The sequence below is a fragment of the Vulcanococcus limneticus LL genome (genome assembly GCF_002252705.1).
GTDB lineage: Bacteria > Cyanobacteriota > Cyanobacteriia > PCC-6307 > Cyanobiaceae > Vulcanococcus > Vulcanococcus limneticus.
Genome location: NZ_NQLA01000015.1, coordinates 33,164 through 52,837 on the forward strand (window position 1 = coordinate 33,164; position 19,674 = coordinate 52,837).

18 protein-coding genes are annotated in these 19,674 nt (G+C 71.9%); 13 read left to right on the forward strand and 5 right to left on the reverse strand.

The features are described from left to right. The first annotated feature begins 6 nt into the window (after positions 1-6). The 7 genes from CJZ98_RS08305 to CJZ98_RS08330 all read left to right on the forward strand — a co-directional run bounded on the left by CJZ98_RS08305 (position 7) and on the right by CJZ98_RS08330 (position 8,778). The gene (locus tag CJZ98_RS08305; protein WP_198537601.1) at positions 7-1,137 is read left to right on the forward strand and encodes a ligase-associated DNA damage response exonuclease; all 1,131 of its coding nucleotides are present in this window, start codon (positions 7-9) and stop codon (positions 1,135-1,137) included. A 29-nt stretch (positions 1,138-1,166) separates the two neighbouring features. Beyond that, a complete protein-coding gene (locus CJZ98_RS19350) occupies positions 1,167-1,289 on the forward strand; it encodes a hypothetical protein (RefSeq protein ID WP_255082345.1) in 123 nt (40 codons plus the stop codon). A gap of 31 nt (positions 1,290-1,320) precedes the next feature. After that, entirely contained in the window at positions 1,321-3,078 is a 1,758-nt protein-coding gene (locus CJZ98_RS08310) for an ATP-dependent DNA ligase (protein WP_094590268.1), read from the forward strand. Next, positions 3,078-3,713 (forward strand): LysR substrate-binding domain-containing protein, encoded by a 636-nt coding sequence (locus tag CJZ98_RS08315; RefSeq protein WP_094590270.1) that lies wholly within the window; start codon positions 3,078-3,080, stop codon positions 3,711-3,713. Before CJZ98_RS08310 ends, CJZ98_RS08315 begins: the two co-directional genes overlap by 1 nt. Then, entirely contained in the window at positions 3,710-3,982 is a 273-nt protein-coding gene (locus CJZ98_RS08320; protein ID WP_157910922.1) for a hypothetical protein, read from the forward strand. The genes CJZ98_RS08315 and CJZ98_RS08320 overlap by 4 nt, the downstream gene beginning before the upstream one ends. Next, positions 3,979-6,576 carry a ligase-associated DNA damage response DEXH box helicase gene (locus CJZ98_RS08325; protein ID WP_094590274.1) on the forward strand — a complete coding sequence of 866 codons (2,598 nt, stop codon included), beginning with the start codon at positions 3,979-3,981 and terminating at the stop codon, positions 6,574-6,576. Before CJZ98_RS08320 ends, CJZ98_RS08325 begins: the two co-directional genes overlap by 4 nt. Positions 6,577-6,840: 264 nt before the next feature. Further along, entirely contained in the window at positions 6,841-8,778 is a 1,938-nt protein-coding gene (locus CJZ98_RS08330; RefSeq protein ID WP_094590320.1) for a CHASE domain-containing protein, read from the forward strand. Between the two features lie 150 nt (positions 8,779-8,928). Here the strand turns inward: CJZ98_RS08330 and CJZ98_RS08335 are convergent, their stop codons facing one another. Then, positions 8,929-9,156, reverse strand: coding sequence for a hypothetical protein (locus tag CJZ98_RS08335; RefSeq protein ID WP_094590276.1), 228 nt, complete (start codon positions 9,154-9,156; stop codon positions 8,929-8,931). A 61-nt stretch (positions 9,157-9,217) separates the two neighbouring features. Between CJZ98_RS08335 and CJZ98_RS08340 the strand changes: the two genes are divergently transcribed. Further along, the gene (locus tag CJZ98_RS08340) at positions 9,218-9,730 is read left to right on the forward strand and encodes a gamma-glutamylcyclotransferase family protein (protein ID WP_094590278.1); all 513 of its coding nucleotides are present in this window, start codon (positions 9,218-9,220) and stop codon (positions 9,728-9,730) included. 102 nt (positions 9,731-9,832) lie between these two features. Here CJZ98_RS08340 and CJZ98_RS08345 read toward each other — a convergent pair whose 3' ends face one another. Next, positions 9,833-10,027, reverse strand: a complete 195-nt coding sequence (locus CJZ98_RS08345) for a hypothetical protein (protein WP_094590280.1) — start codon at positions 10,025-10,027, stop codon at positions 9,833-9,835. Between the two features lie 536 nt (positions 10,028-10,563). Here CJZ98_RS08345 and CJZ98_RS08350 point away from each other — a divergent pair. Beyond that, the gene (locus tag CJZ98_RS08350) at positions 10,564-10,866 is read left to right on the forward strand and encodes a hypothetical protein (RefSeq protein ID WP_094590282.1); all 303 of its coding nucleotides are present in this window, start codon (positions 10,564-10,566) and stop codon (positions 10,864-10,866) included. On the opposite strand, the gene CJZ98_RS08355 is transcribed toward CJZ98_RS08350, so the two are convergent. Then, positions 10,863-13,139 carry an AAA-type ATPase lid domain-containing protein gene (locus CJZ98_RS08355; protein WP_094590284.1) on the reverse strand — a complete coding sequence of 759 codons (2,277 nt, stop codon included), beginning with the start codon at positions 13,137-13,139 and terminating at the stop codon, positions 10,863-10,865. The two genes, CJZ98_RS08350 and CJZ98_RS08355, sit on opposite strands and share 4 nt — an antisense overlap. A 97-nt stretch (positions 13,140-13,236) precedes the next feature. On the opposite strand from CJZ98_RS08355, the gene CJZ98_RS08360 reads away from it, so the two are divergent. From CJZ98_RS08360 to CJZ98_RS08370, 3 genes are all read left to right on the forward strand, one after another. After that, the gene (locus tag CJZ98_RS08360) at positions 13,237-13,815 is read left to right on the forward strand and encodes a glutathione S-transferase family protein (protein ID WP_094590286.1); all 579 of its coding nucleotides are present in this window, start codon (positions 13,237-13,239) and stop codon (positions 13,813-13,815) included. A 4-nt stretch (positions 13,816-13,819) separates the two neighbouring features. Further along, positions 13,820-14,479 carry a ligase-associated DNA damage response endonuclease PdeM gene (gene pdeM, locus CJZ98_RS08365; RefSeq protein WP_094590288.1) on the forward strand — a complete coding sequence of 220 codons (660 nt, stop codon included), beginning with the start codon at positions 13,820-13,822 and terminating at the stop codon, positions 14,477-14,479. Positions 14,480-14,686: 207 nt separating this feature from the next. Continuing rightward, on the forward strand, positions 14,687-16,087 hold the full coding sequence (locus CJZ98_RS08370) for a hypothetical protein (protein ID WP_315855789.1): 1,401 nt from the start codon (positions 14,687-14,689) through the stop codon (positions 16,085-16,087). Here the strand turns inward: CJZ98_RS08370 and CJZ98_RS08375 are convergent, their stop codons facing one another. After that, positions 16,088-16,555, reverse strand: a complete 468-nt coding sequence (locus tag CJZ98_RS08375) for a CBS domain-containing protein (RefSeq protein WP_094590290.1) — start codon at positions 16,553-16,555, stop codon at positions 16,088-16,090. 126 nt (positions 16,556-16,681) lie between these two features. On the opposite strand from CJZ98_RS08375, the gene CJZ98_RS08380 reads away from it, so the two are divergent. Continuing rightward, positions 16,682-17,224 carry a CDP-alcohol phosphatidyltransferase family protein gene (locus CJZ98_RS08380; protein WP_094590292.1) on the forward strand — a complete coding sequence of 181 codons (543 nt, stop codon included), beginning with the start codon at positions 16,682-16,684 and terminating at the stop codon, positions 17,222-17,224. On the opposite strand, the gene CJZ98_RS08385 is transcribed toward CJZ98_RS08380, so the two are convergent. Then, complete coding sequence (locus CJZ98_RS08385; protein WP_198537604.1) at positions 17,195-19,657, reverse strand: putative bifunctional diguanylate cyclase/phosphodiesterase; 2,463 nt, start codon at positions 19,655-19,657, stop codon at positions 17,195-17,197. The genes CJZ98_RS08380 and CJZ98_RS08385 overlap by 30 nt on opposite strands. Positions 19,658-19,674 lie beyond the last annotated feature (17 nt).

Sequence of the window (19,674 nt, forward strand, 5' to 3'; positions counted from 1 at the left end):
CTTCCCATGCCCCTGCCCCCCGGCAGCCTGCTGGAGCTCACCCCCCAGGGGCTCTACTGCCCCGCCGCCGCCGCCTGGATCGACCCCTGGCGCCCGGTACCCCGGGCCCTGATCAGCCACGCCCACGCCGACCACGCCCGCCCCGGCTGCGGCGAGTATTGGGCGATCGGCAGCAGCGAGGGCATCCTGCGCCGGCGGCTCGGCGCCGCCATCCGCCTGCTGCCGGTGGAGTACGGCCAGCTGCACCGCATCGGCGACGCGCGCGTGTCGTTCCATTCAGCCGGGCACGTGCTCGGCAGTGCCCAGATCCGCCTGGAGGCCGGCGGTGAGAGCTGGCTGGTGAGCGGCGACTACAAGCGCTGCGCCGACCCCAGCTGCGCACCGTTCGAGCCGGTGGGCGCCGATGTGTTCATCACCGAGGCCACCTTTGGCCTGCCGATCTACCGCTGGCGGGACGGCGCGGCGGTGGCGGCCGAGATCCTGGCCTGGTGGCAAGGGGCGCCGGAGCAAACCTCGATCCTCTTCTGCTATGCCTTCGGCAAGGCCCAGCGGGTGCTGGCGGAGCTGGCCGCCCTTGGGGTGGGCCAACCGGGCCAGCCCGGAGCCGAGGGCCGCGAGATTCTGCTGCACGGGGCCGTGCAGGCCCTGATGGAGCCCTACCGCCAGGCCGGCGTGGTGCTGCCGCCCGCACGGCCTGTCAGCGAGCTGCCCCGGGGAGAGTCGCTGGCCGGGCGGCTGGTGATCGCACCGCCCGCGGCCCAGGGCTCGCCCTGGATGCGGCGCTTCAAGCAGCCCCAGACGGCCTTCGTGAGCGGCTGGATGGCCGTGCGCGGCGCCCGCCGCCGCCGCGGCACCGAGCGCGGCTTCGTGCTCTCCGACCACGCCGACTGGCCGGGGCTGCTCCAGAGCGTGAGGCAGAGCGGCGCCCGCCAGGTGTACGTGACCCACGGCAACAGCGACGGCCTGGCCCGCTACCTGCGGGAGGTGGAGGCGATCAGCGCCGAGCCGCTGGAGGGGGACTTCAACGCCCAGCGTGGCGGCGAGCGCCTGGACGGAGAGGAGCCGGCGGCCCAGCCCGCAGCCACCTTGTCAAAGGATGGCGAGGGCGCACGGGCCTCCGTGACCGGTGCTAGCTAATCCCAGTTCCCCACGCACCTGTGAGAACCATGCAAGTTCTGGTGTTCGCCTCGGCCGTGGCCCCCAAGGGCCTGCCCGTGATCCTGCCCGCCCTGGCCGGCGCCGGGCTGCTGGTGCTGCTCTCGCAGCTGTTCGTGCCCAAGCAGTCCTGAACCCGCCCGCGGCGCATCCGCTCCCTGCCCCATGCGCCGCTTCACAGCACTCTTCGGCGAGCTGGATGCCCGCAGCGGCACCACCGCCCGGGTGGAAACCCTGGCCGCCTACTTCGCCACCGCCGACCCCGCCGATGCCGCCTGGGCCCTGCACCTGCTCCTCGGCAAGCAGCGCAGGCGCCTGATCACCGGCCGTCGCCTGCGCCAGATCGCCCTCGAGGGCAGCGCCCTGCCGGAGTGGCTGTTCGACGACTGCTACGCCCATGTCGGCGACACGGCCGAAACCATCGCCCTGCTCTGGCAGCAGCTGGAGCCCGAGACGAGCCATGGCACAGCCGATGGCGACCCCGAGGAGTCGTTGCTTGACCAACCCCTGCACCGCTGGCTGGGGGAGCTGCTGCCGGCCGCCGCCGCCCTGGAGGGGGCCGAGCAGGCCCAGGCCGTGCGCCGCCTCTGGCAGGGCCTGGAGCCCGGCGCCCTGCTGGTGGCCAACAAGCTGCTCACGGGCGGGTTCCGACTGGGGGTGGCCCAGGGCCTGGTGCTCCGCGCCCTCAGCCAGGTGAGCGGCCTGGAGCCGGCGCTGCTGGCCCATCGGCTGATGGGTGGCCTGCAGCTCGGCGGGCCCCAGCGGGACAGCGCCCAGTCCAGCGCGGCGGCCTGGAACGCGCTCCTGGCCCCAGCGGGCGGTGTCGACGGCCCGATCAGCCGCCCCTACCCGTTCTGCCTGGCCTCCCCCGTGGAGCCCGAGCCAGGCGCCCCGCCCCTGCCCGGCCCAGCCAGCGACTGGCTGGTGGAGTGGAAGTGGGATGGCATCCGCGGCCAGCTGATCCGCCGCGGCGGCGAGGGCTTCCTGTGGAGCCGCGGCGAGGAGCTGATCAACGCCGCCTTCCCCGAGCTGATCGCCGCCGCCGGCGCCCTGCCCTGCGGCACCGTGCTCGACGGCGAGGTGCTGGTGTGGCCCGAGGGCGCCGAGCGCCCGGCCCCCTTCGCCCAGCTGCAGCGCCGCCTGGGCCGCCGGGCCCCGGGCCGCGCGCTCCTGGCCGAAGCTCCGGCGGTGTTCATGGCCTACGACCTGCTCGAGCGGGACGGCGAGGACTGGCGCCCCAGGCCCCTGAGCCAGCGCCGCGCCGCCCTGGACTGCCTGCTCCATGGGGCCCCGGCGGCGGCAACCGCGCCTGAAGCCGGGCTCCTGCGCCTCTCCCCGCTGCTATCCCTGCCCGCCTGGGACAGCCTGGAGTCCCTGCGCCAGCAGGCCCGCGCCGCCGGGGCCGAGGGGCTGATGCTCAAGGCCGCCGCCTCCCCCTACCGGGTGGGCCGGCGGCGCGGCGACTGGTGGAAGCACAAGCTGGAGCCCCTGCGGCTCGATGCGGTGCTGGTGTACGCCCAGGCGGGGAGCGGCCGCCGCGCCAACCTGTTCACCGACTACACCTTCGCCCTCTGGAGCGAGCCGCCCCGGCCGGGGGAGCCCGCGCCGGCGCTGGTGACCTTCGCCAAGGCCTACTCCGGCCTCGACGACGGCGCGATTGCGGAGCTGGATCGCTGGATCCGTAGCCATACGATCGATCGATTCGGGCCGGTGCGCGCGGTGGAGCCCCTACAGGTGTTCGAGCTGGCCTTCGAGGGCCTGCAGCCCTCGCGGCGCCACCGCAGCGGCATCGCCGTGCGCTTCCCCCGCATCGCCCGCTGGCGCCGTGACAAGCCCGCTCAGGAAGCAGACACGCTGGCTTCGGCCCTGGCCCTGCTCCAGTCCCCGGAAGCCCCTGAGGCCAGCGGCGACGTGGCGCCCTGATGCTGAGCGTCGACAAACTGGCCGCCCTGGATCTCAGCCAGTGGCTCCGCTCCGGCCAGAAGGCGGGCCAGCGGCTCCACATCAACCAGGCGACCGTGAGCCGGCGGGTGCAGCACGCCCTGAGGGTGTTCGAGCTGGGGCTGCTGAAGCGCGAGCAGGAATGGGAGCTGCAGGGCTCAGAGCAGAGCCTGGCGCTGCTGGCCCTGGAGCGGCACGTGCACCAGACGGCCCGCTGGGGCGGCCACGCCCCACTGCGGATCGAGGGCACCTACTGGAGCGGCCCGCTGCTGCTCACCCCGGCGCCGGAGGGCTGGCTGGGCGGCCGCCACGACACCGTGGGCGTGCAGCGGCCGCAGCAGTGGCTGCGGGATCGGGTGATCGACGCCTGGCTCACCGGTGGCCCCGACTGGCCCGAGGCCGATGACCCCGAGCTCTGCACCCTGCAGCTCTGCACCATGCCCGTGCATCTGGTGGTAGCGCCGGAGCATCCGCTGCTGCTGCAGCTGGAGCGGGGCGAACCGCTCAGCTGGGACGATGTGGCCGCCTTCCATCGCTGGCCCTGCCGCCCGGTACCTACCCCAAGGTGGAGGCCAGCCTGCGGGCCCTGGGCCTGTGGAGCAGCCCCACCCGTATGACCCGCTACCGGCGCGAGCGCTGGGAGGGCAAGGGCGAACAGGACCTCCTGGTGGCCTACGCCACGGTGCTCAGCGAGCAGGTGGCGGGGCGACTGGTGCGGCTGCCGATGCAGCTGCCGATCAGCAGCGGCGAGGCGCTGGTGGTGCGGCGCGAATGGGCCGACCACCCGCGCACCCTGGCCCTGGCGGACCTGCTGCGCCAGCGGCTAGGGCCCTGGGCCCTCACCCATGGCGAACTGGTGATGACGCCGCCGCCTTCGGGCCCATGAAGCAACTGGCGCCGATCGAGGCCTGGTTTGCCCAGCAGGGCTGGCGGCCGCTGCCGTTCCAGCGCCGGAGCTGGCGCGCCCACCTGCGCGGCGAGAGCGGCCTGATCCAGGTGCCCACCGGCTCCGGCAAGACCTACGCCGCCGTGATGGGCCCGATCGCGAACCTGCTGGCCGAGGCCGGAGTAACGGAGCGGGGCAGCGGCCAGGGGCTCACCCCCGGCATCCGCCTGCTGGTGCTCACCCCCCTGCGGGCCCTCAGCCGCGACCTCGCCCTGGCGCTGCAGCAGCCGATCGAGGCCATGGACTGGCCGATCCGGGTGGGGATCCGCCACGGCGACACGACCACCAGCGAGCGCACCCGCCAGCTGCGCAGCCCGCCCCAGATCCTGATCACCACGCCGGAGTCGCTGGCGCTGCTGCTCAGCAATGCCAAGGCCCCGCAGCTGTTCGGCCAGCTGCAGGCGGTGGTGCTCGACGAGTGGCACGAGCTGATGGGCAGCAAGCGCGGCAGCCAGGCCGAGCTGTGCCTGGGCTGGCTGCGGGCCCTGCGGCCCATGCTGCGCACCTGGGCCCTCAGCGCCACCATCGGCAACCTCGAGGAGGCGGCCCAGGTGGCCGTGGGGGTGGGGACGGTGCCCACGCTCATCACGGCGCCGCTGCGGCGCGGCACCGCCATCCGCAGCCTGCTGCCCGAGGCCATCGACGGCTTCCCCTGGGCCGGCCACCTGGGCCTGCGGATGTACGAAGAGCTGGTGGCCGCCCTCGATCCGGCGATCACCACCCTGCTGTTCACCAACACCCGCAACCAGGCGGAGCGCTGGCACCAGTGCCTGCGCTTCGCCTGCCCGGAGCTGGAGGGGGCCCTGGCCCTGCACCACAGCGCCATTGACCGCGCCGAGCGGGAGGCGATCGAGGCGGGCGTCAAGGCCGGGCAGCTGCGCTGGGTGGTGGCCACCAGCTCCCTGGATCTGGGGGTGGACTTCCAGCCGGTGGAGCGGGTGGTGCAGATCGGCTCGGCCAAGAACCTGGCGCGGCTGTTGCAGCGGGCCGGCCGCTCGGCCCACACGCCCGGCGGCACTGCCCAGGTGCTGTTCATGCCCACCAACGCCCTGGAGCTGCTGGAGGTGAGCGCCATTCGGCGCGGCCTGGCCGAGGGCCTGGTGGAAACGCGCCGGCCGCCGGGGCTGCCGCTGGATGTGCTGCTGCAGAACCTGGTGAGCCTGGCCTGCGGGCCGGGCTTCGTGCCGGAGCGGGAGCTGCGGGTGGTGCGGAGCTGCTGGAGCTACCGCCACCTCAGCGACGCCGACTGGGCCTGGTGCCTGCGCTTCCTGGAGCAGGGCGGCGAATGCCTGGGGGCCTACCCGCGCTACCGCAAGCTGCAGCGGGCAGCCCTGGCGCCCGGCGGCCAGATCGATCGCGATGCCACCCCGGCGCCGGGTGACCCCTTCGCCTACGTGGTGCGCGAGGCCGCCATCGCCCGGCTGCACCGGCTGAACATCGGCACGATCACAGCCGATCGGGCCGTGACGGTGCGGTTCGTGCGCGGAGCGGTGCTGGGCCACGTGGAGGAGGCCTTCATCGGCCGGCTCAAACCGGGGGACGTGTTCTTCTTCGCCGGTCGCCAACTGGAGTTCGTGCGGCTGCGGCAGATGACGGCCCAGGTGAAGGCCACCACCCGAAAGAGCAGCACCGTGCCGGCCTGGGCCGGGGGCCAGCTGGCCCTCTCGGACCTGCTTAGCCGCCAGCTGCGCCAGGAACTGCACCGCTGCGCCGAGGCCATCGGCCGGGGCGGCGAGGGCCTCGGCGGCGGCCAGAGCGACGGCGATCCCCCGGCCGGCCTCGACAGCCCCGAGCTGCGCGCCCTCGAACCGCTGCTGCGCCGCCAGGCCGACCTCTCGCGACTGCCCCGCAGCGACGAGCTGCTGGTGGAGCTCTGCGAGAGCCGTGAGGGCAGCCACCTGTTCGCCTACCCCTTGGAGGGGCGCTTCGTGCACGAGGGCCTGGGCTTCCTGTGGGCCTGGCGCCTGGCCCGCCACCGACCCAGCACGATCACGGTGTCGGTGAACGACTACGGCTTGGAACTGTTAGCCCCCCGGGGCTACCCCTTCGCCGAGCTGCTGGAGCTCCACGGCGAGATGTTGCTGGATCAGCAGCGGCTGGAGGCCGACCTGGAGCAGGCGGTGAACCTCTCGGAACTCTGCCGCCGCCGCTTCCGCGCCATCGCCCAGATCAGCGGCCTGGTGCACAACGGCCTGCCCGGCCAGGCCAAGGGTGGCGGTCAGTCGCAGGGAGGTCAGCTGCAGATCAGTGCCGCCCTGCTGTTCGACGTGTTCCAGAAGCACGAGCCCGGCCACCGGCTGCTGGCACAGGCGCGGCGGGAGGTGATCGAGCAGCAGCTGGAGCTGCCGCGGCTGGCGGCCGCCCTTCAGCGCCTGGCGGACAGCCGCTGGCAGCTGGAGACGCCGCGGCGGCCGGGTCCCCTGGCCTTTCCTCTGCTGGTGGAACGCCTCAACAGCCGGCTGAGCAACGAATCGCTGCTGGAGCGGGTGCAGCGGCTGGTGCGGGAGGCCCAGCGGGCCGAGGGGGTGGGCTGACGCCCCGGAGTCCGCCGCGCATTGATGCAACTTCTGCATTGATGCAACGTTTGCATTCAGGCCCGTTGTCTTCAACGTCTCCCTACGACGCAGACCCGGCTCGCTGCAGCTGGTGTAGAACCACATCACAACCTCAGAAGAGGTAGGCGCGTGCCGCCACCGGCCCTCCAGCCACCAACCAATGCAGCGCGGCGGCAGTTGGCCTCGTGGCAGGCACGGCTGAAGGGCAACACCCGCGGCGCCATCGCTGGCTGGAGGCAGAGGGTGCCCCGACCTACGATCCATGCCCTGCCCTGGTTGGTGCTGGCCCTGGGCCTGGTGATCACCGGGCTGGTGTGCGAGGGGCAGAGGCGCCTCGGCAGCGCCGAACACGAGCGCATCGAGCGCGACCTCGCCGACGACATCACCAGGGCCATCGAGGCCAAGTTCACCAGCACCGAGGCGGTGCTCGCGGCGGTGACGGGCCTGATGCAGGCCTCCGAAGGCGTCACGCTCAACGAATTTCAGCGGTTCTACCGCTCCCTCGCCCTCTCCCCTTCAACCCTCAACGGGATCCAGGGGGTGGGTTACGCCAAGGTGATCCCGCCGGGCGGCATCCCGGCCCTCGAAGCCCTGGCCCGCCGCCAGGGGCTGGAAGACTTCCGGGTGCGCCCGCCTGGCCCCCGCCCCCTCACCAGCGCGATCCTCTACCTCGAGCCCCTGGACTGGCGCAATCAGCGCGCCATCGGCTTCGACATGTATTCCGAGCCCACCCGCCGCGAGGCAATGCGCTGGGCCGCCATCACGGGCGACGCCGCCCTCACCGGCCCGGTGCGCCTGCTGCAGGAGGCGGGCCGCAGCATCCAGCCCGGCACCCTGATCTACCTGCCGATCTACGGCCGGGAGCCTCGGTCCGAAGCCGAGCGCCTGCGCCATCTGCAGGGATGGGCCTATGCGCCCCTGCGGATGGCGGACCTGCTGCGCACCACCCTGGTCTCGATCGACCACCCGATCCTGTCGCGCACCGGCGTGCTGGTGTACGACGGCGAGAAGCCCCTGACCCGTGCCCTGCTGTTCGACAGCCAGCACCTGCACGGATCCCGGCTGCTGCAACACCCCACCTGGCGCACCCTGCGGGTCGTGAACCGCGACTGGCTGATCGGCGTCCAGCTGCCGCCGGGTCAGATCAGCCCCAACGGCTTCAGCAGCACCCTGGTGTTCATCGGCCTGCTGGGACTCACCATCAGCCTGGCAGCGGCCCTGGGCATGCGGGCTCTGGTGGACAACCAGCTCGCCCTGCAGCGGGCGCTGCGGCTGGCGGAGCAGGCCGGCCGGGAGCAGGCCCTGGCCGCCACCGTGTTCGAGAACAGTCCGGTGGCGATCGTGGTGACCGACGCCAACGGCTTCGTGCTCACCACCAACGAGGCCTTCAGCCAGCTCAGCGGCTACTCCCGCCTGGAGGCCCATGGCCGCAAGACCAACCTGCTCAAGTCGGGCCGGCACGACGAGGCCTTCTACCGCGAGCTCTGGGACAGCATCATTGGACTGGGCCATTGGCACGGCGAGATCTGGAACCGCCACCGCAATGGCCAGATCCGGCGCCATGAGCTGAGCATCTCCGCCGTGCTTGACGAGAGCCTCCAGATCACCAGCTTCGTGGGGATGCTGCGCGACATCACCGAACGCCACGAGCAGGATGAGGCGGTGCGCCACCAGGCCACCCACGACTACCTCACGGGGCTGCCGAACCGGGCCCTGCTGATGGAGCAGCTGACCCAGGCCCTGGCGATGGGCCGCCGTTACCAGCACCAGGTGGCCGTGCTGTTCATGGACATCAACGGCTTCAAGCCGGTGAACGACACCCACGGCCACAGCGTCGGCGACCGGCTATTGCAGCTGGTGGCTACACGGCTGCGGCAGAAGCTGCGCGAATCGGACATCCTCTGCCGCCAGGGAGGCGACGAGTTCGTGGTGCTGATCCCCAACGCACCGGACCTCGTCCAGCTGAAGCAGCTGGCCCTGATCCTGCGCGAAACGGCGGGCCAGCCCTATCCGGAGCTGCCGGCAACGGTGGCGGTGTCACTCAGCATCGGCATCGCCCGCTGGCCCGACCATGCCCTCGATGCCGACAGCCTGCTCAACGCTGCCGACACCGCGATGTACCGGGCCAAACACGGCGGGGCCGGATTTATCGACATGGCCCCTGAGCTGCCGCCCGCCTGAAACGAGGCGAGGGGCCGACTGCCGCCTGGGTTCAGGTGCGCTCCAGCCGGCGCACGATCACGGCCATCAGTGCCAGGGAGCCGGCCAGGGCGATCAGCAGGGCGATGGTCATCGGCTCGAAGCAGAGATGGGCTGATTATCCCCAGGCGCTCAGCCCTGGGGCAGCGGGCCGGCCTCAGGGCTGCGGCGCCGCAGCAACGCCGTCACCGTGAGCAGGGGGTCGGCGGCTCCGGGGCTGGCCAGCAGCCACTCCGCCATCTCCATGCGGAGGGCGTAGGCCTCTTCGAACAGCTGGTCGCGCTCAAGGCTCTCCAGCCGGTGCTCAATGCCAAGCAGGGTCTCGGAGGGGAGCTGGTGAAGCTGGCGGCGCTGGGCCATGGCGGTGTGCCCGTTGGGTCCAGGAGAATCCTGATCGAGCACGGCCAGTTCCGGGTAGCTGATGGCACACAACCAGCACCTGGATGCAGAAGCTGCATCCAGGCCCAGCGAATCGCTCGCCCTTGAACCGGTGGACGCCGACCCACTCGCCGGGGAACCGGTGTTCGTCTACGGCACCCTCAAGCGCGGCCACCGCAACCACCACTGGCTGGCGGGGGCCAGCTTCCTGGGCGAGCGGCAGCTGGGCGGTGCCCAGCTGTTCGACCTGGGACCCTTCCCCATGGCGGTTGCTGGCGCTGGCGCCAGTGCGACCCCAGCCGCTTCAGCCGCGGCCGCTGGGGAGGCGACGGCGGAGGGGGAGGCGGGTAACACCACCGCAGGGATCCACGGCGAGCTTTACCGCGTCAGCGCCAAGGGCCTGGCCCAGCTCGATCTGCTGGAAGGTTGCCCCCGCCTCTACGGGCGCCACTGGCTGCAACTCCTGGATGGCAGCCATGCCTGGGTCTACCTCGGCCGCCCACGGCAAGTGCGCCATGCCCAGCTGCTGGCCGATGGCCTCTGGCGCCTCCACTGAGGGGGCAGAGACCCCTCGCAGCTGTTAGATCACACTGTCCACTGCCCTCGATCGTGCCAGGGCCCGGCAGTGCGAAATCGTCGGCGGGCACTCAGCTGAAGGTCAGCGCTGCAACAGCCAGCGCAGGAACGAAAGGCCGATGATCAGCCCAATGCCGGCGTTCCAGAACCAGGAGCGCCGCTTGATCAGCCTCTGCACTCCAGGTGGCAGACGATCGCCCCACTGCTGCTGCACCAGGACCCCCAGCAGCAGCAAGGCGATCGGAAGACCGATCGCCAGCGCCAGTTCCCGCAGCATGCCCCCGTCCCCCTAGACGTGCACCGTATCCCGATTCCGCCCACCCCGCCCGCCTGAGCGTCGATGCCCTTGCAGCCCGGTCAATCGACAGGTGTGTCAAATGCTCTGAGTTCCCCAGGCGTTGGCCATTGGGTTGGGTCAGGCAAGGTGCAACAGCCCATGAAACGAGCCACAGCGCCACCTGCCGGTATCGAGAGGGCCTGGCTTGCTCGTCCTAGATCGAGAGGCCCAAGCAGCAACAACTTGAATCGATCTCTGCTGACTTGCATTTTGAAAACCGTGTGCAACCCAGAATCTCCAGACTGATGCGAGCTCACCTCGATGGAAACCAAAGAGAAGAGATTCCGCATAACAACTGCCCAACAGACCAGATGCCGGCCACCAGTTCACATCGAACGGGCATCTCCATCTGCTCCATCCCGTCGGTGAGCAGGCCAACGGCCCTGCCCGAAGATTCGGCGCTCGATACCGCCAGTGGACACGCCACGCTGGGCCCACCTCTCCCGGGGGGCCCTTGTCGCGGAGTCACCAACCCGATGCGCATCGACCTGGATGGCAGCAAGCTGCAAAGCGGCAGGAACCACTCCGTCACACTCTGCTTCGGCGCGGCCCTGGCCCTGGCCAGCGCCCTCACCCCCCCGCCCTCGCGTGCCGGCGACCTGAACCGCGACTGCCTCCGCTGGGCCAGCGCCAGCGGCACCGCCCGCATCGAGCTGGCCAACCAGCTGGGGGCCGAGCACCTGCTCACCAAGAACACCCGGCTGGCCGAATCCGACCCCTCCAAGCCCTTGGAGCTCTACCGCTTCGGCGACCTGCAACGCCTCTGCCGCGGCGCCTAGACCGCCACCAGCCAGCGACCGGCGGCGGCCAGCAGCACCGCCAGCAGAGCCGCCCCGCCCCAGGCCAGCCGGCTCGACTGCAGCAGCCGGCGCAGCAGCACCATCGCCCCCACCAGGCCGGTGAGCACGGCCACGCTCTGGCAAAAGGCGATCACGTGGGGATCGGCGCGCCAGGCCGGCAGGGCAGCCGCCCAGCCCGGTGCCAGCGGCGCAAAGCTCACGGGCAGCAAGCTGCCGGCCTCGGCCATGCCCACGGGCAGGTGCCGCGCCAGCAGCAGCGCCCAGATCAGGGGCAGCAGGCCATAGAGCGTGCGCCGGAGCCGCACGCTGGAAAAGACCAGCCTGGCCAGCAGGAACAGGGCCGAGGGGATTGCCAGGGCCAGGGTGGCAAAGGCCAGCCGCGGCAACAGCGGCCCGGCACCGAGACTCGCCGGGGCCAGCGGCAGCCAGCCCAGCAGCTTCGACCAGTGGTGCAGGCAGATGTCGCCCGCGAGCACCAGGATCAGGCCGGGCTCCCCCACCGGTGGGGCCATGTCGCGCTGCAGATCGGCGGCGGGCGGACGCAGGCTCAGCTGCACCGAGCGATGGGGGCAGGCCTGGGCGCAGGTGAGGCAGAGCACGCAGTTGCGGTTGTCGGCCAGGTGGGCCGGGTGGGTGCCGAGGGGACAGCCGGCGGTGGCCAGACCCTCGCCATCGGCGGGGCCGCCCTTGAAGCAGGCATAGGTGGTGCAGCTGCCGCTGCAGGTGCCCGCCTGGGCCCGCAGCTCCAGGATCGACAGCTTGGCGAACAGGCCGTTCATGCCGCCCACCGGGCAGAGGTAGCGACACCAGAAGCGCTTCTCGAACCGCAGCGAGCCCAGCACGGCGCCGGCGGTGATCAGCAGCAGCAGGCAGCTGCTCAGCCAGGCGGTGTTGAGCAGGTCCGCCGTCTCCTCCCACAGCAGGATCGCCGCGAAGCCCGCCGCCAGGATCGGCGAAGCCCAGGCGTCGCTGTTGCCCCGGGGCCAGGCGGCCGGCTGCCAGCCCAGGCGCCGGGCCAGGCGCTGTGTGATCTCGCCCCACACCATGAACGGGCAGAAGGAGCACCACAGCCGCCCCACCAGCGGATAGGTGAACAGGATCAGGGGCCACCACCAGGCCCAGAACAGGTTGAGGGCGCCGTTGTGGGCCCGGTCCTGGGGGCCGAGCCACAGCCAGAGGTTCACCAGCACGAACACCCAGCTCACCAGGCCGAACAGCAGGCCGTTCCACAGCCGCGGCGAGCGCATCCAGTCGCGCAGCTGGGGCTTCCAGCGCCAGAGGTCGAAGCGCAGTCGCTGCTGGCGGGGGGTGGTCCAGAACACGTCCTCCGGCAGCTCGCGCAGTTCGGGCCTGACCTGGCGGGCCTGCTGCAGGGCCCGGTAGATCAGTACCTCCAGCTCGCGAATGTTGTTGGGGAAGTCGTAGCTCTGCAGGCGCTTCACCGCCGCCTCGGGCACCTCCGGCGGCTGCTCCCAGCCCAGCTTGCGGCTGCGCTGGCGCACCCCGTAGCGGATCCACTCGCCCAGGTCCTGGCGGCGCACCCGCAGCGGCGGCACCCGAATCAGGGTGCAGAGCCGGTCGAAGCTCGGCTGGGCCGCCTCGCTGGTGAAGAACAGCCGCCCCTGGAACTGCCGCGCCGGGCCCGTGCCGCCCGGCGGCGTCCAGCGGCCGCTGCGGGCCAGCTCCAGCAAAGCGGGCACCAGGGCGACGGGCACCTGGTCGAGCTTGTCGATCAGCAGCGAGCCGGCGCCGAGGGTGTCGAGCAGGGCGTCCTCGCCGGCGCCGCTGGCGCTGCCGAACAGGTCACTGCCGTCAGCGTCGAGCAGGGCGCCATCGAAGCGCACCAGCAGCTGGTGGCGGGCGGGCGAGCCGAAGTGGATCAGGGCGGCGAGGTTGTCCTTCTCCAGGCCCGGCTCCCCCACCAGCAGCACCGGGCCGGCGGCGGGATCCTCGGCGGCGCGGCGGATCGCCTCCCGCAGGTTGCGGGCATAGCGGCTACTGCCCACCACGCCGCGGCGGGTGCGTCCCACCGCATGGGGCGCCAGCCGGCGGAAGGCCTCGGGCAGGGCGGAGGCGGCGGAGCTGCCGGCGTCGCGGGCCTCGTCGGCATCGGGGCCCTCGCCGGGGTTCGCCTCAGCGGGGGTGGCCGCTGGGGAGTTCACCTCTGGGGGAGCAACGCCATCCCGGGCGGCGTCTGCGGCGTTGGTGCTCAGCTGCGGCTCCGGCACCGGCCCCTCGCGGTTCAACGCCATTGTGATGGACCCATGGCCGCCAGGCCCCCCCGGGCCCCGGCGGCCATGGGTCCCCTTGGGCCCGGCGGGATGATGGCCACCGCTCCCCTGCTTCCCGATGGCCCTCACCCTCTACGGCGGCCTGCGCAGCCGCGCCTCGATGCCGCGCTGGTACATGGCGGAAAAGGGCATCAGCTTCAGCTGGACCGTGCTGGATCTGGAGGCCGGTGAGCACCGCGCCGAGCCCTTCCTGGCCATCAACCCCTTCGGCAAGGTGCCGGCCCTGGTGGATGAGGATCCCGCCCTGCCGGGCGGCCGGCTGCAGCTGTTCGAGAGCGGCGCGATCCTGCTGTATCTGGCGGAGCGCTACGGCAGCGAGCTCGGCAGCCCGGCCGAGCGGGCCCTGGCCGAGCAGTGGGTGCTGTTCGCCAACGCCACCCTGGCCACCGCCCTGTTCGTGCCCAGCAGCCGCGAGCGGGAATTCCCGCGCCTGCTGGAGGTGCTTGACGGCCTCCTGGCCCAGGGGCCGCTGCTGGGCGATGGCTGGAGCGTGGCCGATTGCGCCGTGCACGCCCACCTGGCCTACCTGCCGATCTTCTTCCCCCAGATCGACCTCAGCCCCTGGCCCCACGTTCAGGCCACCATCGCCGCCACCCAGGCCCGGCCCGCCTACCGGGCGGTGATGGGCCTGGCCTGAGCGGATCGCCGTGCTGGTCTGGCAGGGAACCGAGCTGGAGCTGCTGCCGCAGCGGGCGCTCTGGCTTCCGGGCGAGCGCCTGCTGCTGCTGGCGGACCTGCACCTGGGCAAGGCCGAGAGCGTCCAGGCCCAGGGTGTGCCACTGCCCAGCGACGGCGACGGCGCCACCCTCAACCCGCTGCTGGAGCTGGCCCACCGCCTGCGGCCGGCCGAGGTGCTGGTGCTCGGCGACCTGATCCACAGCCGCCTGGGCCTGACGGCGGAGCTGCGCGCGAAGCTGGCGGCCCTGCCGGAGCTGCTGGGCTGCAGCTTCGGACTGATCGGGGGGAACCACGAGCGGGGCAGTTGGATCGAGGGGCTTCCGGCCCAGCCCTCCCAGCGGCGCGGCCCGCTGTGGCTGAGCCACGAACCGGAGCCGCCGGGCGCCCCTGGCCTGCTCAACGTCTGCGGGCACCTGCACCCGGTGGCGCTGCTGGGGGGAGGAAGGGCGCGCCGACCCGGCGCCGACCGGCTGCGGCTGCCCTGCTTCGCCCTGGACCCGCAGGCGCCGCGGCTGCTGCTGCCCTCCTTCGGCCGGCTCACGGGCGGCCACCCCTGCCCGCCCGGGTTGCGGCGCTGGGTGGTGGCGGAGGGCTCCGTGCTGGAGCTGCCTGCCGGAACCTGAGGGCGCTCCAGGTTGCTCGTAGATTTTTGGGATCGCGGCCGATCCGGGGCTGTCCCGAGCGGTAGTCCCCCAAGCCAACCGAGCACCCTGGATCAAGCCACGCTGCCCTCCCCGCGCGCCACGCAGACCGCCCCCCGACGCCGGCCCCCATGGCGGCGCAAGCGCTGGCTGAGCCTGGGGATTCCAGCCGGCACCCTGGCGGTGCTGGTGGCGATCGCCCCGCCCCTGCCGGAGAAGCGGCTCCTGGCCGACGCCACGCCCCTCGCCAGGGGCGAGGACGTGTTCCGCTACGCCACGGACGACGCCGTGTTCGCCCTGGACTTCGATCCCCGCAAGGTGCGCCTCGACCTGCTGGAGGGCTGGGACCGGGAAGCCGACGCGTACGCCGACAGCGCCGCCCTGGCCTATGTGAGCGGGCCGATGTATGAGCGGCACGTCAACAACAGCGGCCAGGAGATCACCGTTCCCCTCGGCGACATCAAGCTCGGGGAACGGGTCTGGCGGGGGCGCAACCGCACCGCCGCCCGCCAGCGGGCCTTCGTGGGCATCCGCCACGACGGTCGGGTGGACTTCGGCTACGGCGAGCTGACCCCGGAGCGGGCCGTCCGCTACGACAGCTTCATCGGCGGCCTGCACAGCCTCTACAACGACCTCGAATCGCCCCCCAGCGAGTACCGCGGCGCCTACAGCATCTCGGTGGGGCAGCAGATCCGCTACTACCTGCCGCGGATCCGCATGGTGATCGGCCTGCGCGGCGACGGCCGCCTGGAGGTGCTGATGAGCCGGGAGGGGCTGACCCTGGAGCAGACCCGGGCCCTGGCCCGCGAGCGGGGCCTGCGGGCCGCCTACCTACCCGACCACGCCTCCAAGAGCCGGCTAATCGTCCCGGGGGTGAAGGACTTCAGCGAGGCGGACGCCAACTGGATCAGCGGCGGTGCCACCAGCTTCGTGCACGTGCCCTATCTGCTGCGCCTCAGCCGCCGCAGCGTGCCGCTCCAGGGCGACCTGCTGGCCAGCCTGACGCCCCGCCTCGGCGCCAGAAACTGCGGCAACCCCCTCCAGTGCGGCCAGACCCTCGGCGGCCAACTGCTGGATCGGGCCCTGGCGGGCTTCAACCGGCTCATGGAGGAGGGGATCCAGCCGGTGGCGCGGCTGATCTGGGCGCCGCTGGGGCCGAAGGATCCCCAGAGGCTGGGGGTGCGCGCGCCGCTGCGGGAACCGCCGATCACCGCCGACCCGATGGCCCTGCGGGAACTGCAGAACCAGGGAGAGGACCGAAGCCCGGTGGAGGCGCCGCTGGCCCCGGATCTGCCGCCACCACTGCTGCTGCAGGAGGGTCAGAGCCTGCCGCAGGATCCCGAGGCCGTCACGCCCGAGCCGGGCCCCGGCGCCCAGCCCGGCACCAGCGAGGTGGCACCGGAGCCCCCGGGGGCTGACCAGACTCCCGCCCCAGACAGCGCCAGCGGCGCTCCAGGGACAGCCGCTGGCGCCCTGCTCAAACCACCGGCGCCACTGCTGCCACCGCCACGGCTGCCAACGCCGCCGTTGCCAGCACCCCAGTTGACAGCCCCGCCGCCCGTGGCGCCTCAGCGGGCAGTGGCGCGCTAGTCAGTCGGCGGCGGCCAGGGCCCGCACCACGTCGCCGCGGGTGAGAACGCCCACCGGGCGGCGCTGGGCATCGAGCACAAACAGGCGCTGGGTGCTGCTGGCGTGGAGCTGGCGCGCCGCCGCAGGCAGGCTGGTTTCGGGGCTGCAGGTGTGGGGATGGTGGCCCATCACATCGCCCACGCTGCTGCCGAGCACCTGATGCACCTGCTTGTCCCACTCCAGCGGATTGCGCAGGTAGATCACCGCATCGAGCAGCAGCACGTAGGGGCCGGCGTCGAAGCCGCCCTCACGCACCATCAGGTCCTGCTCGGTCAGCTCGCCCACCAGGGCGCCGCTGGCATCGAGCACCGGCAGACCACTGATGTGGTGCTCGCTGAGCAGCTTCACCGCCTCCTGCAGGGGCGTGTCCACGGCGACGCTGAGCACCGGCGCGGTCATCACCTCGGCCACGCTCCGTTCCACCACCATCGCTCGTCCGCTGCTGGGGCCATTGTCGCCCGCGGGGTGGGCGAAAGAATGGGTGTCGCAAGGCCCTGTTGCCGTTCGCCCCGGACCGCTGCCGGTGCCGCCCCTCCCCCGCCGTTCCAAACCCCAATGTCGATCAGCCGCCGCAGCGCCGATGCCCTCACCATCGGACGGGCCGTGCTGGGCCTGCCGCTGCTGCTGGCCCTGGCGGCCGGCTGGCAGGGCCTGGCCTGGTGGCTGCTGCTGCTGGGGGGCATCAGCGACGCAGCCGATGGCTGGCTGGCCCGCCGAGCCGGTGGCGGCTCGGTATGGGGAGCGCGGCTCGATCCCCTCACCGACAAGATCCTGATCAGCGCGCCACTGCTCTGGCTGGCCGCCCAGGACAGCCTGCCCCTCTGGGCGGTGTGGCTGCTGCTGGCCAGGGAACTGCTGATCTCGGGCTGGCGGGCCGGCCAGGGCAGCGGCGGGCCCGCCTCCTGGAGCGGCAAGGCGAAGACGATCCTGCAATTCGCCGCACTCTTGCTGCTGCTTTGGCCCAGCGGCTGGGGCGGAACGCTGACGATCGGCGGCGCCGCCCTCGTGGGGCTGCTGCACGGGCTGGGCTGGCTGCTGTTCTGGCCGTCGCTGCTGCTGGCCCTCAGCTCAGCCCTGGGGTATCTGCGCCAGCGCTGAAGTGTCGGGGAAGTCGAACCCCCGGCCGTCGAGCCGCTCCAACAGCTCCGCTTCCGGCATCGGCCGCGCCAGCAGGAAGCCCTGGAAGCGCTGCACCCCCAGGGCCCGCAGCGCCTCCAGCACCTCAGCGCTATCCACCCCCTCGGCCACCAGCTCCAGATCGAGGCTGCCGGCCATCGTCGTGATCAACGACACGATCTGGGAGGCGTAGTCGTCGCGCAGCATCGCCTGGGCGAAGGAGCGATCGATCTTCAACTCATCGGGCCTCAGCCGGCTGATGAGCACCAGCGAGGAATAGCCGGTGCCGAAGTCGTCGAGGGAGAGGGAGATGCCCTGCTCGCGCAACTGGCGAAGGTTGCGCTCCACCGCCGGCCCCGGCTCCAGCACCGACTGCTCGGTGAGCTCCACCGTGAGGCAGGAGCTGGGCAGGTGGATCTGCTCAAGGCGCGCCAGCAGGCGCGACACCAGCTCGGGATCGAGGAGCTTGCTGGGGTGGAGGTTTAGGGCGAGGCGGATCGAGGCGTCGCGGGCGTGGATGCGGCGGAAGCCCTCCAGGGCGAGCCGCAGCAATTCCTCGCCGAGGAACACCATGTCGCGGTGCTGCTCGGCGAGGGCCAGGAAGGTCTCGGTGGGGATCACCCCGAGCTGGGGATGGGTCCAGCGGGCCAGGGCCTCCACGGCATGCACCTGGCCGGAGGGCCCGAAGATGGGCTGGAACAGCATGGTCAGCTGCTGGTCCTGGATCGCCTGGATCAGGTCCACATAGAGCTGGTAGCTGTTGAGATCGGCGCTGTCATGCTGGCGATCGAACACCACGATCTGGCGGTGGCGCTTGCCCTTGGCCCGCACCATGGCCAGATCGGCGCACTTCAGCGCCTCACTGCCATCATCCTGGGCCGAATCCAGCAGGTGCACGCCCAGGCTGATGCTGATGGTGAGCTCCAGGCCCTCCAGCGGGAGGGGCGTGCGGAAGGCGGACAGCAGGGTCTCGGCCCACTGGCCCAGGGCCTGGCGCTGCAGCTCGATGGGCTTGCCCTGCAGGGACTGCAGGTCGTGCAGGATGGCCATCTCATCGCCGCCGTAGCGGGCCAGGAAGTCACCGGGGGGGATCAGGCGCTGCAGGCGGGCGGCCACGGCCTTGAGCACCGCATCGCCGGTGCGGTGCCCATAGCTGTCGTTGATCGCCTTGAAGCGATCGATATCCACAAACAGGATCGCGTGGCGGGCCGTGACCGCCACGCCGATGCCCTCCGCTCCCGGGGAGCTGGCGGGGCCTCCGCCCTGGCGTGAGTGATCCAGTTCGAGCTGCAGGTGCTCGATGAAGTAGCGGCGGTTCGGCAGGCCGGTGAGCGGATCGAGCAGGGCCAGGGCCTTGGCCCGCACCAGCACAGCCTGAAAGCGGGAGATCAGCCGCTGCATACGCTCCTCCAGCACCTGGCCGGCGGCGCCACCGCGGCCGGCCGGTGTGTCGTCGTCCGGCCCGGGGGCGGCCTGCATCAGGCGGGCCAGGACCCGATCCGAGCGGTTGGCGGCCAGGTTGGGCATGCCCACGCCGTCGAGCAGGCTCTCGAGCTCGGCGCTGAGCCGCCGGATGCGGGTATTGCCGCGGCGCTCGATCTGCCGTTGCTGCAGCCGCACCCGCCGCCGCTCCAGCATCAGCAACATGCGCACGCTCAGCGCCAACGCGAGCACCAGAGCCGCCAGGGCCAGATCGCGCCCCAGCAGCTCCAGGGCGGGCCCCTGAGCCGACGGTTGGCGCAGCATCAGCTGCCGCCCCCCGGGCCCATAGACCGGGTCCGGGAAGCCAAGGGGTTCCAGCCCGGGGGGAAGGTCCTGCGCCGACGCACCTACCGCAGTCGGCCTGACCGCCCACGCGAAATCCCGGGAGAGTCGGTACACCTGGGTGTTGATCGCGGGCCCGAGTTCCAGGGTGTGCAGGGGCACGAAGAACAGCATCACGGCCGGAGCGCCCAGCGTCTTGGCGCTGTTGGTCACGCGGGTGGCCGCCCCGAGGTAGTCGAAGCCTCTGGCATCGCGGCAGGCCAGCAGCCTGACCTGTTTCAGGGCTTCCAGGGCCGCCAGGTTCGGGCGGGCACAGCTCAGCAGTGACCGGTGCAAGGCACGCGGATCCCCGTCGCCGCCGCGGATGAACAGCACGCGGCCGCTGTCATGTACCACGGCCATGACGCGCCCGATCTCCAGCACGGACGTGGGCTCGATGGGCTCAGGCAGCGGACCGGGCGTGGGTTGCAGCACGTAGTCGCGAATCTGATCCCACTGGCCCCAGTCCCGCGCCACCCGGCTGGCGGAGGCCAGGGTGGCCAGCACCACGGCCAGGGGCTCACGCCGCTCGGCGCTCAGGCGCTGGCCCGTCTCCAGGAAGCGGGAACGCCCATGCAGAGCCAGCAGCGGCACCAACGCCAGACCTGCCACGGCCAATCCAATCCGCA

Bases quoted from the DNA above. Each gene is read 5' to 3' on its own strand.
- CJZ98_RS08375 (WP_094590290.1), bottom strand. From the start codon at position 16,555: ATGGTGGTGGAACGGAGCGTGGCCGAGGTGATGACCGCGCCGGTGCTC.
- CJZ98_RS08310 (WP_094590268.1), top strand. From the start codon at position 1,321: ATGCGCCGCTTCACAGCACTCTTCGGCGAGCTGGATGCCCGCAGCGGC.
- CJZ98_RS08340 (WP_094590278.1), top strand. From the start codon at position 9,218: ATGGCACACAACCAGCACCTGGATGCAGAAGCTGCATCCAGGCCCAGC.
- CJZ98_RS08350 (WP_094590282.1), top strand. From the start codon at position 10,564: ATGCGCATCGACCTGGATGGCAGCAAGCTGCAAAGCGGCAGGAACCAC.
- CJZ98_RS08345 (WP_094590280.1), bottom strand. From the start codon at position 10,027: ATGCTGCGGGAACTGGCGCTGGCGATCGGTCTTCCGATCGCCTTGCTG.
- CJZ98_RS08305 (WP_198537601.1), top strand. From the start codon at position 7: ATGCCCCTGCCCCCCGGCAGCCTGCTGGAGCTCACCCCCCAGGGGCTC.
- CJZ98_RS08360 (WP_094590286.1), top strand. From the start codon at position 13,237: ATGGCCCTCACCCTCTACGGCGGCCTGCGCAGCCGCGCCTCGATGCCG.
- CJZ98_RS08320 (WP_157910922.1), top strand. From the start codon at position 3,710: ATGACCCGCTACCGGCGCGAGCGCTGGGAGGGCAAGGGCGAACAGGAC.
- CJZ98_RS08315 (WP_094590270.1), top strand. From the start codon at position 3,078: ATGCTGAGCGTCGACAAACTGGCCGCCCTGGATCTCAGCCAGTGGCTC.
- CJZ98_RS08325 (WP_094590274.1), top strand. From the start codon at position 3,979: ATGAAGCAACTGGCGCCGATCGAGGCCTGGTTTGCCCAGCAGGGCTGG.
- CJZ98_RS19350 (WP_255082345.1), top strand. From the start codon at position 1,167: ATGCAAGTTCTGGTGTTCGCCTCGGCCGTGGCCCCCAAGGGCCTGCCC.
- CJZ98_RS08335 (WP_094590276.1), bottom strand. From the start codon at position 9,156: ATGGCCCAGCGCCGCCAGCTTCACCAGCTCCCCTCCGAGACCCTGCTT.
- CJZ98_RS08355 (WP_094590284.1), bottom strand. From the start codon at position 13,139: ATGGCGTTGAACCGCGAGGGGCCGGTGCCGGAGCCGCAGCTGAGCACC.
- CJZ98_RS08380 (WP_094590292.1), top strand. From the start codon at position 16,682: ATGTCGATCAGCCGCCGCAGCGCCGATGCCCTCACCATCGGACGGGCC.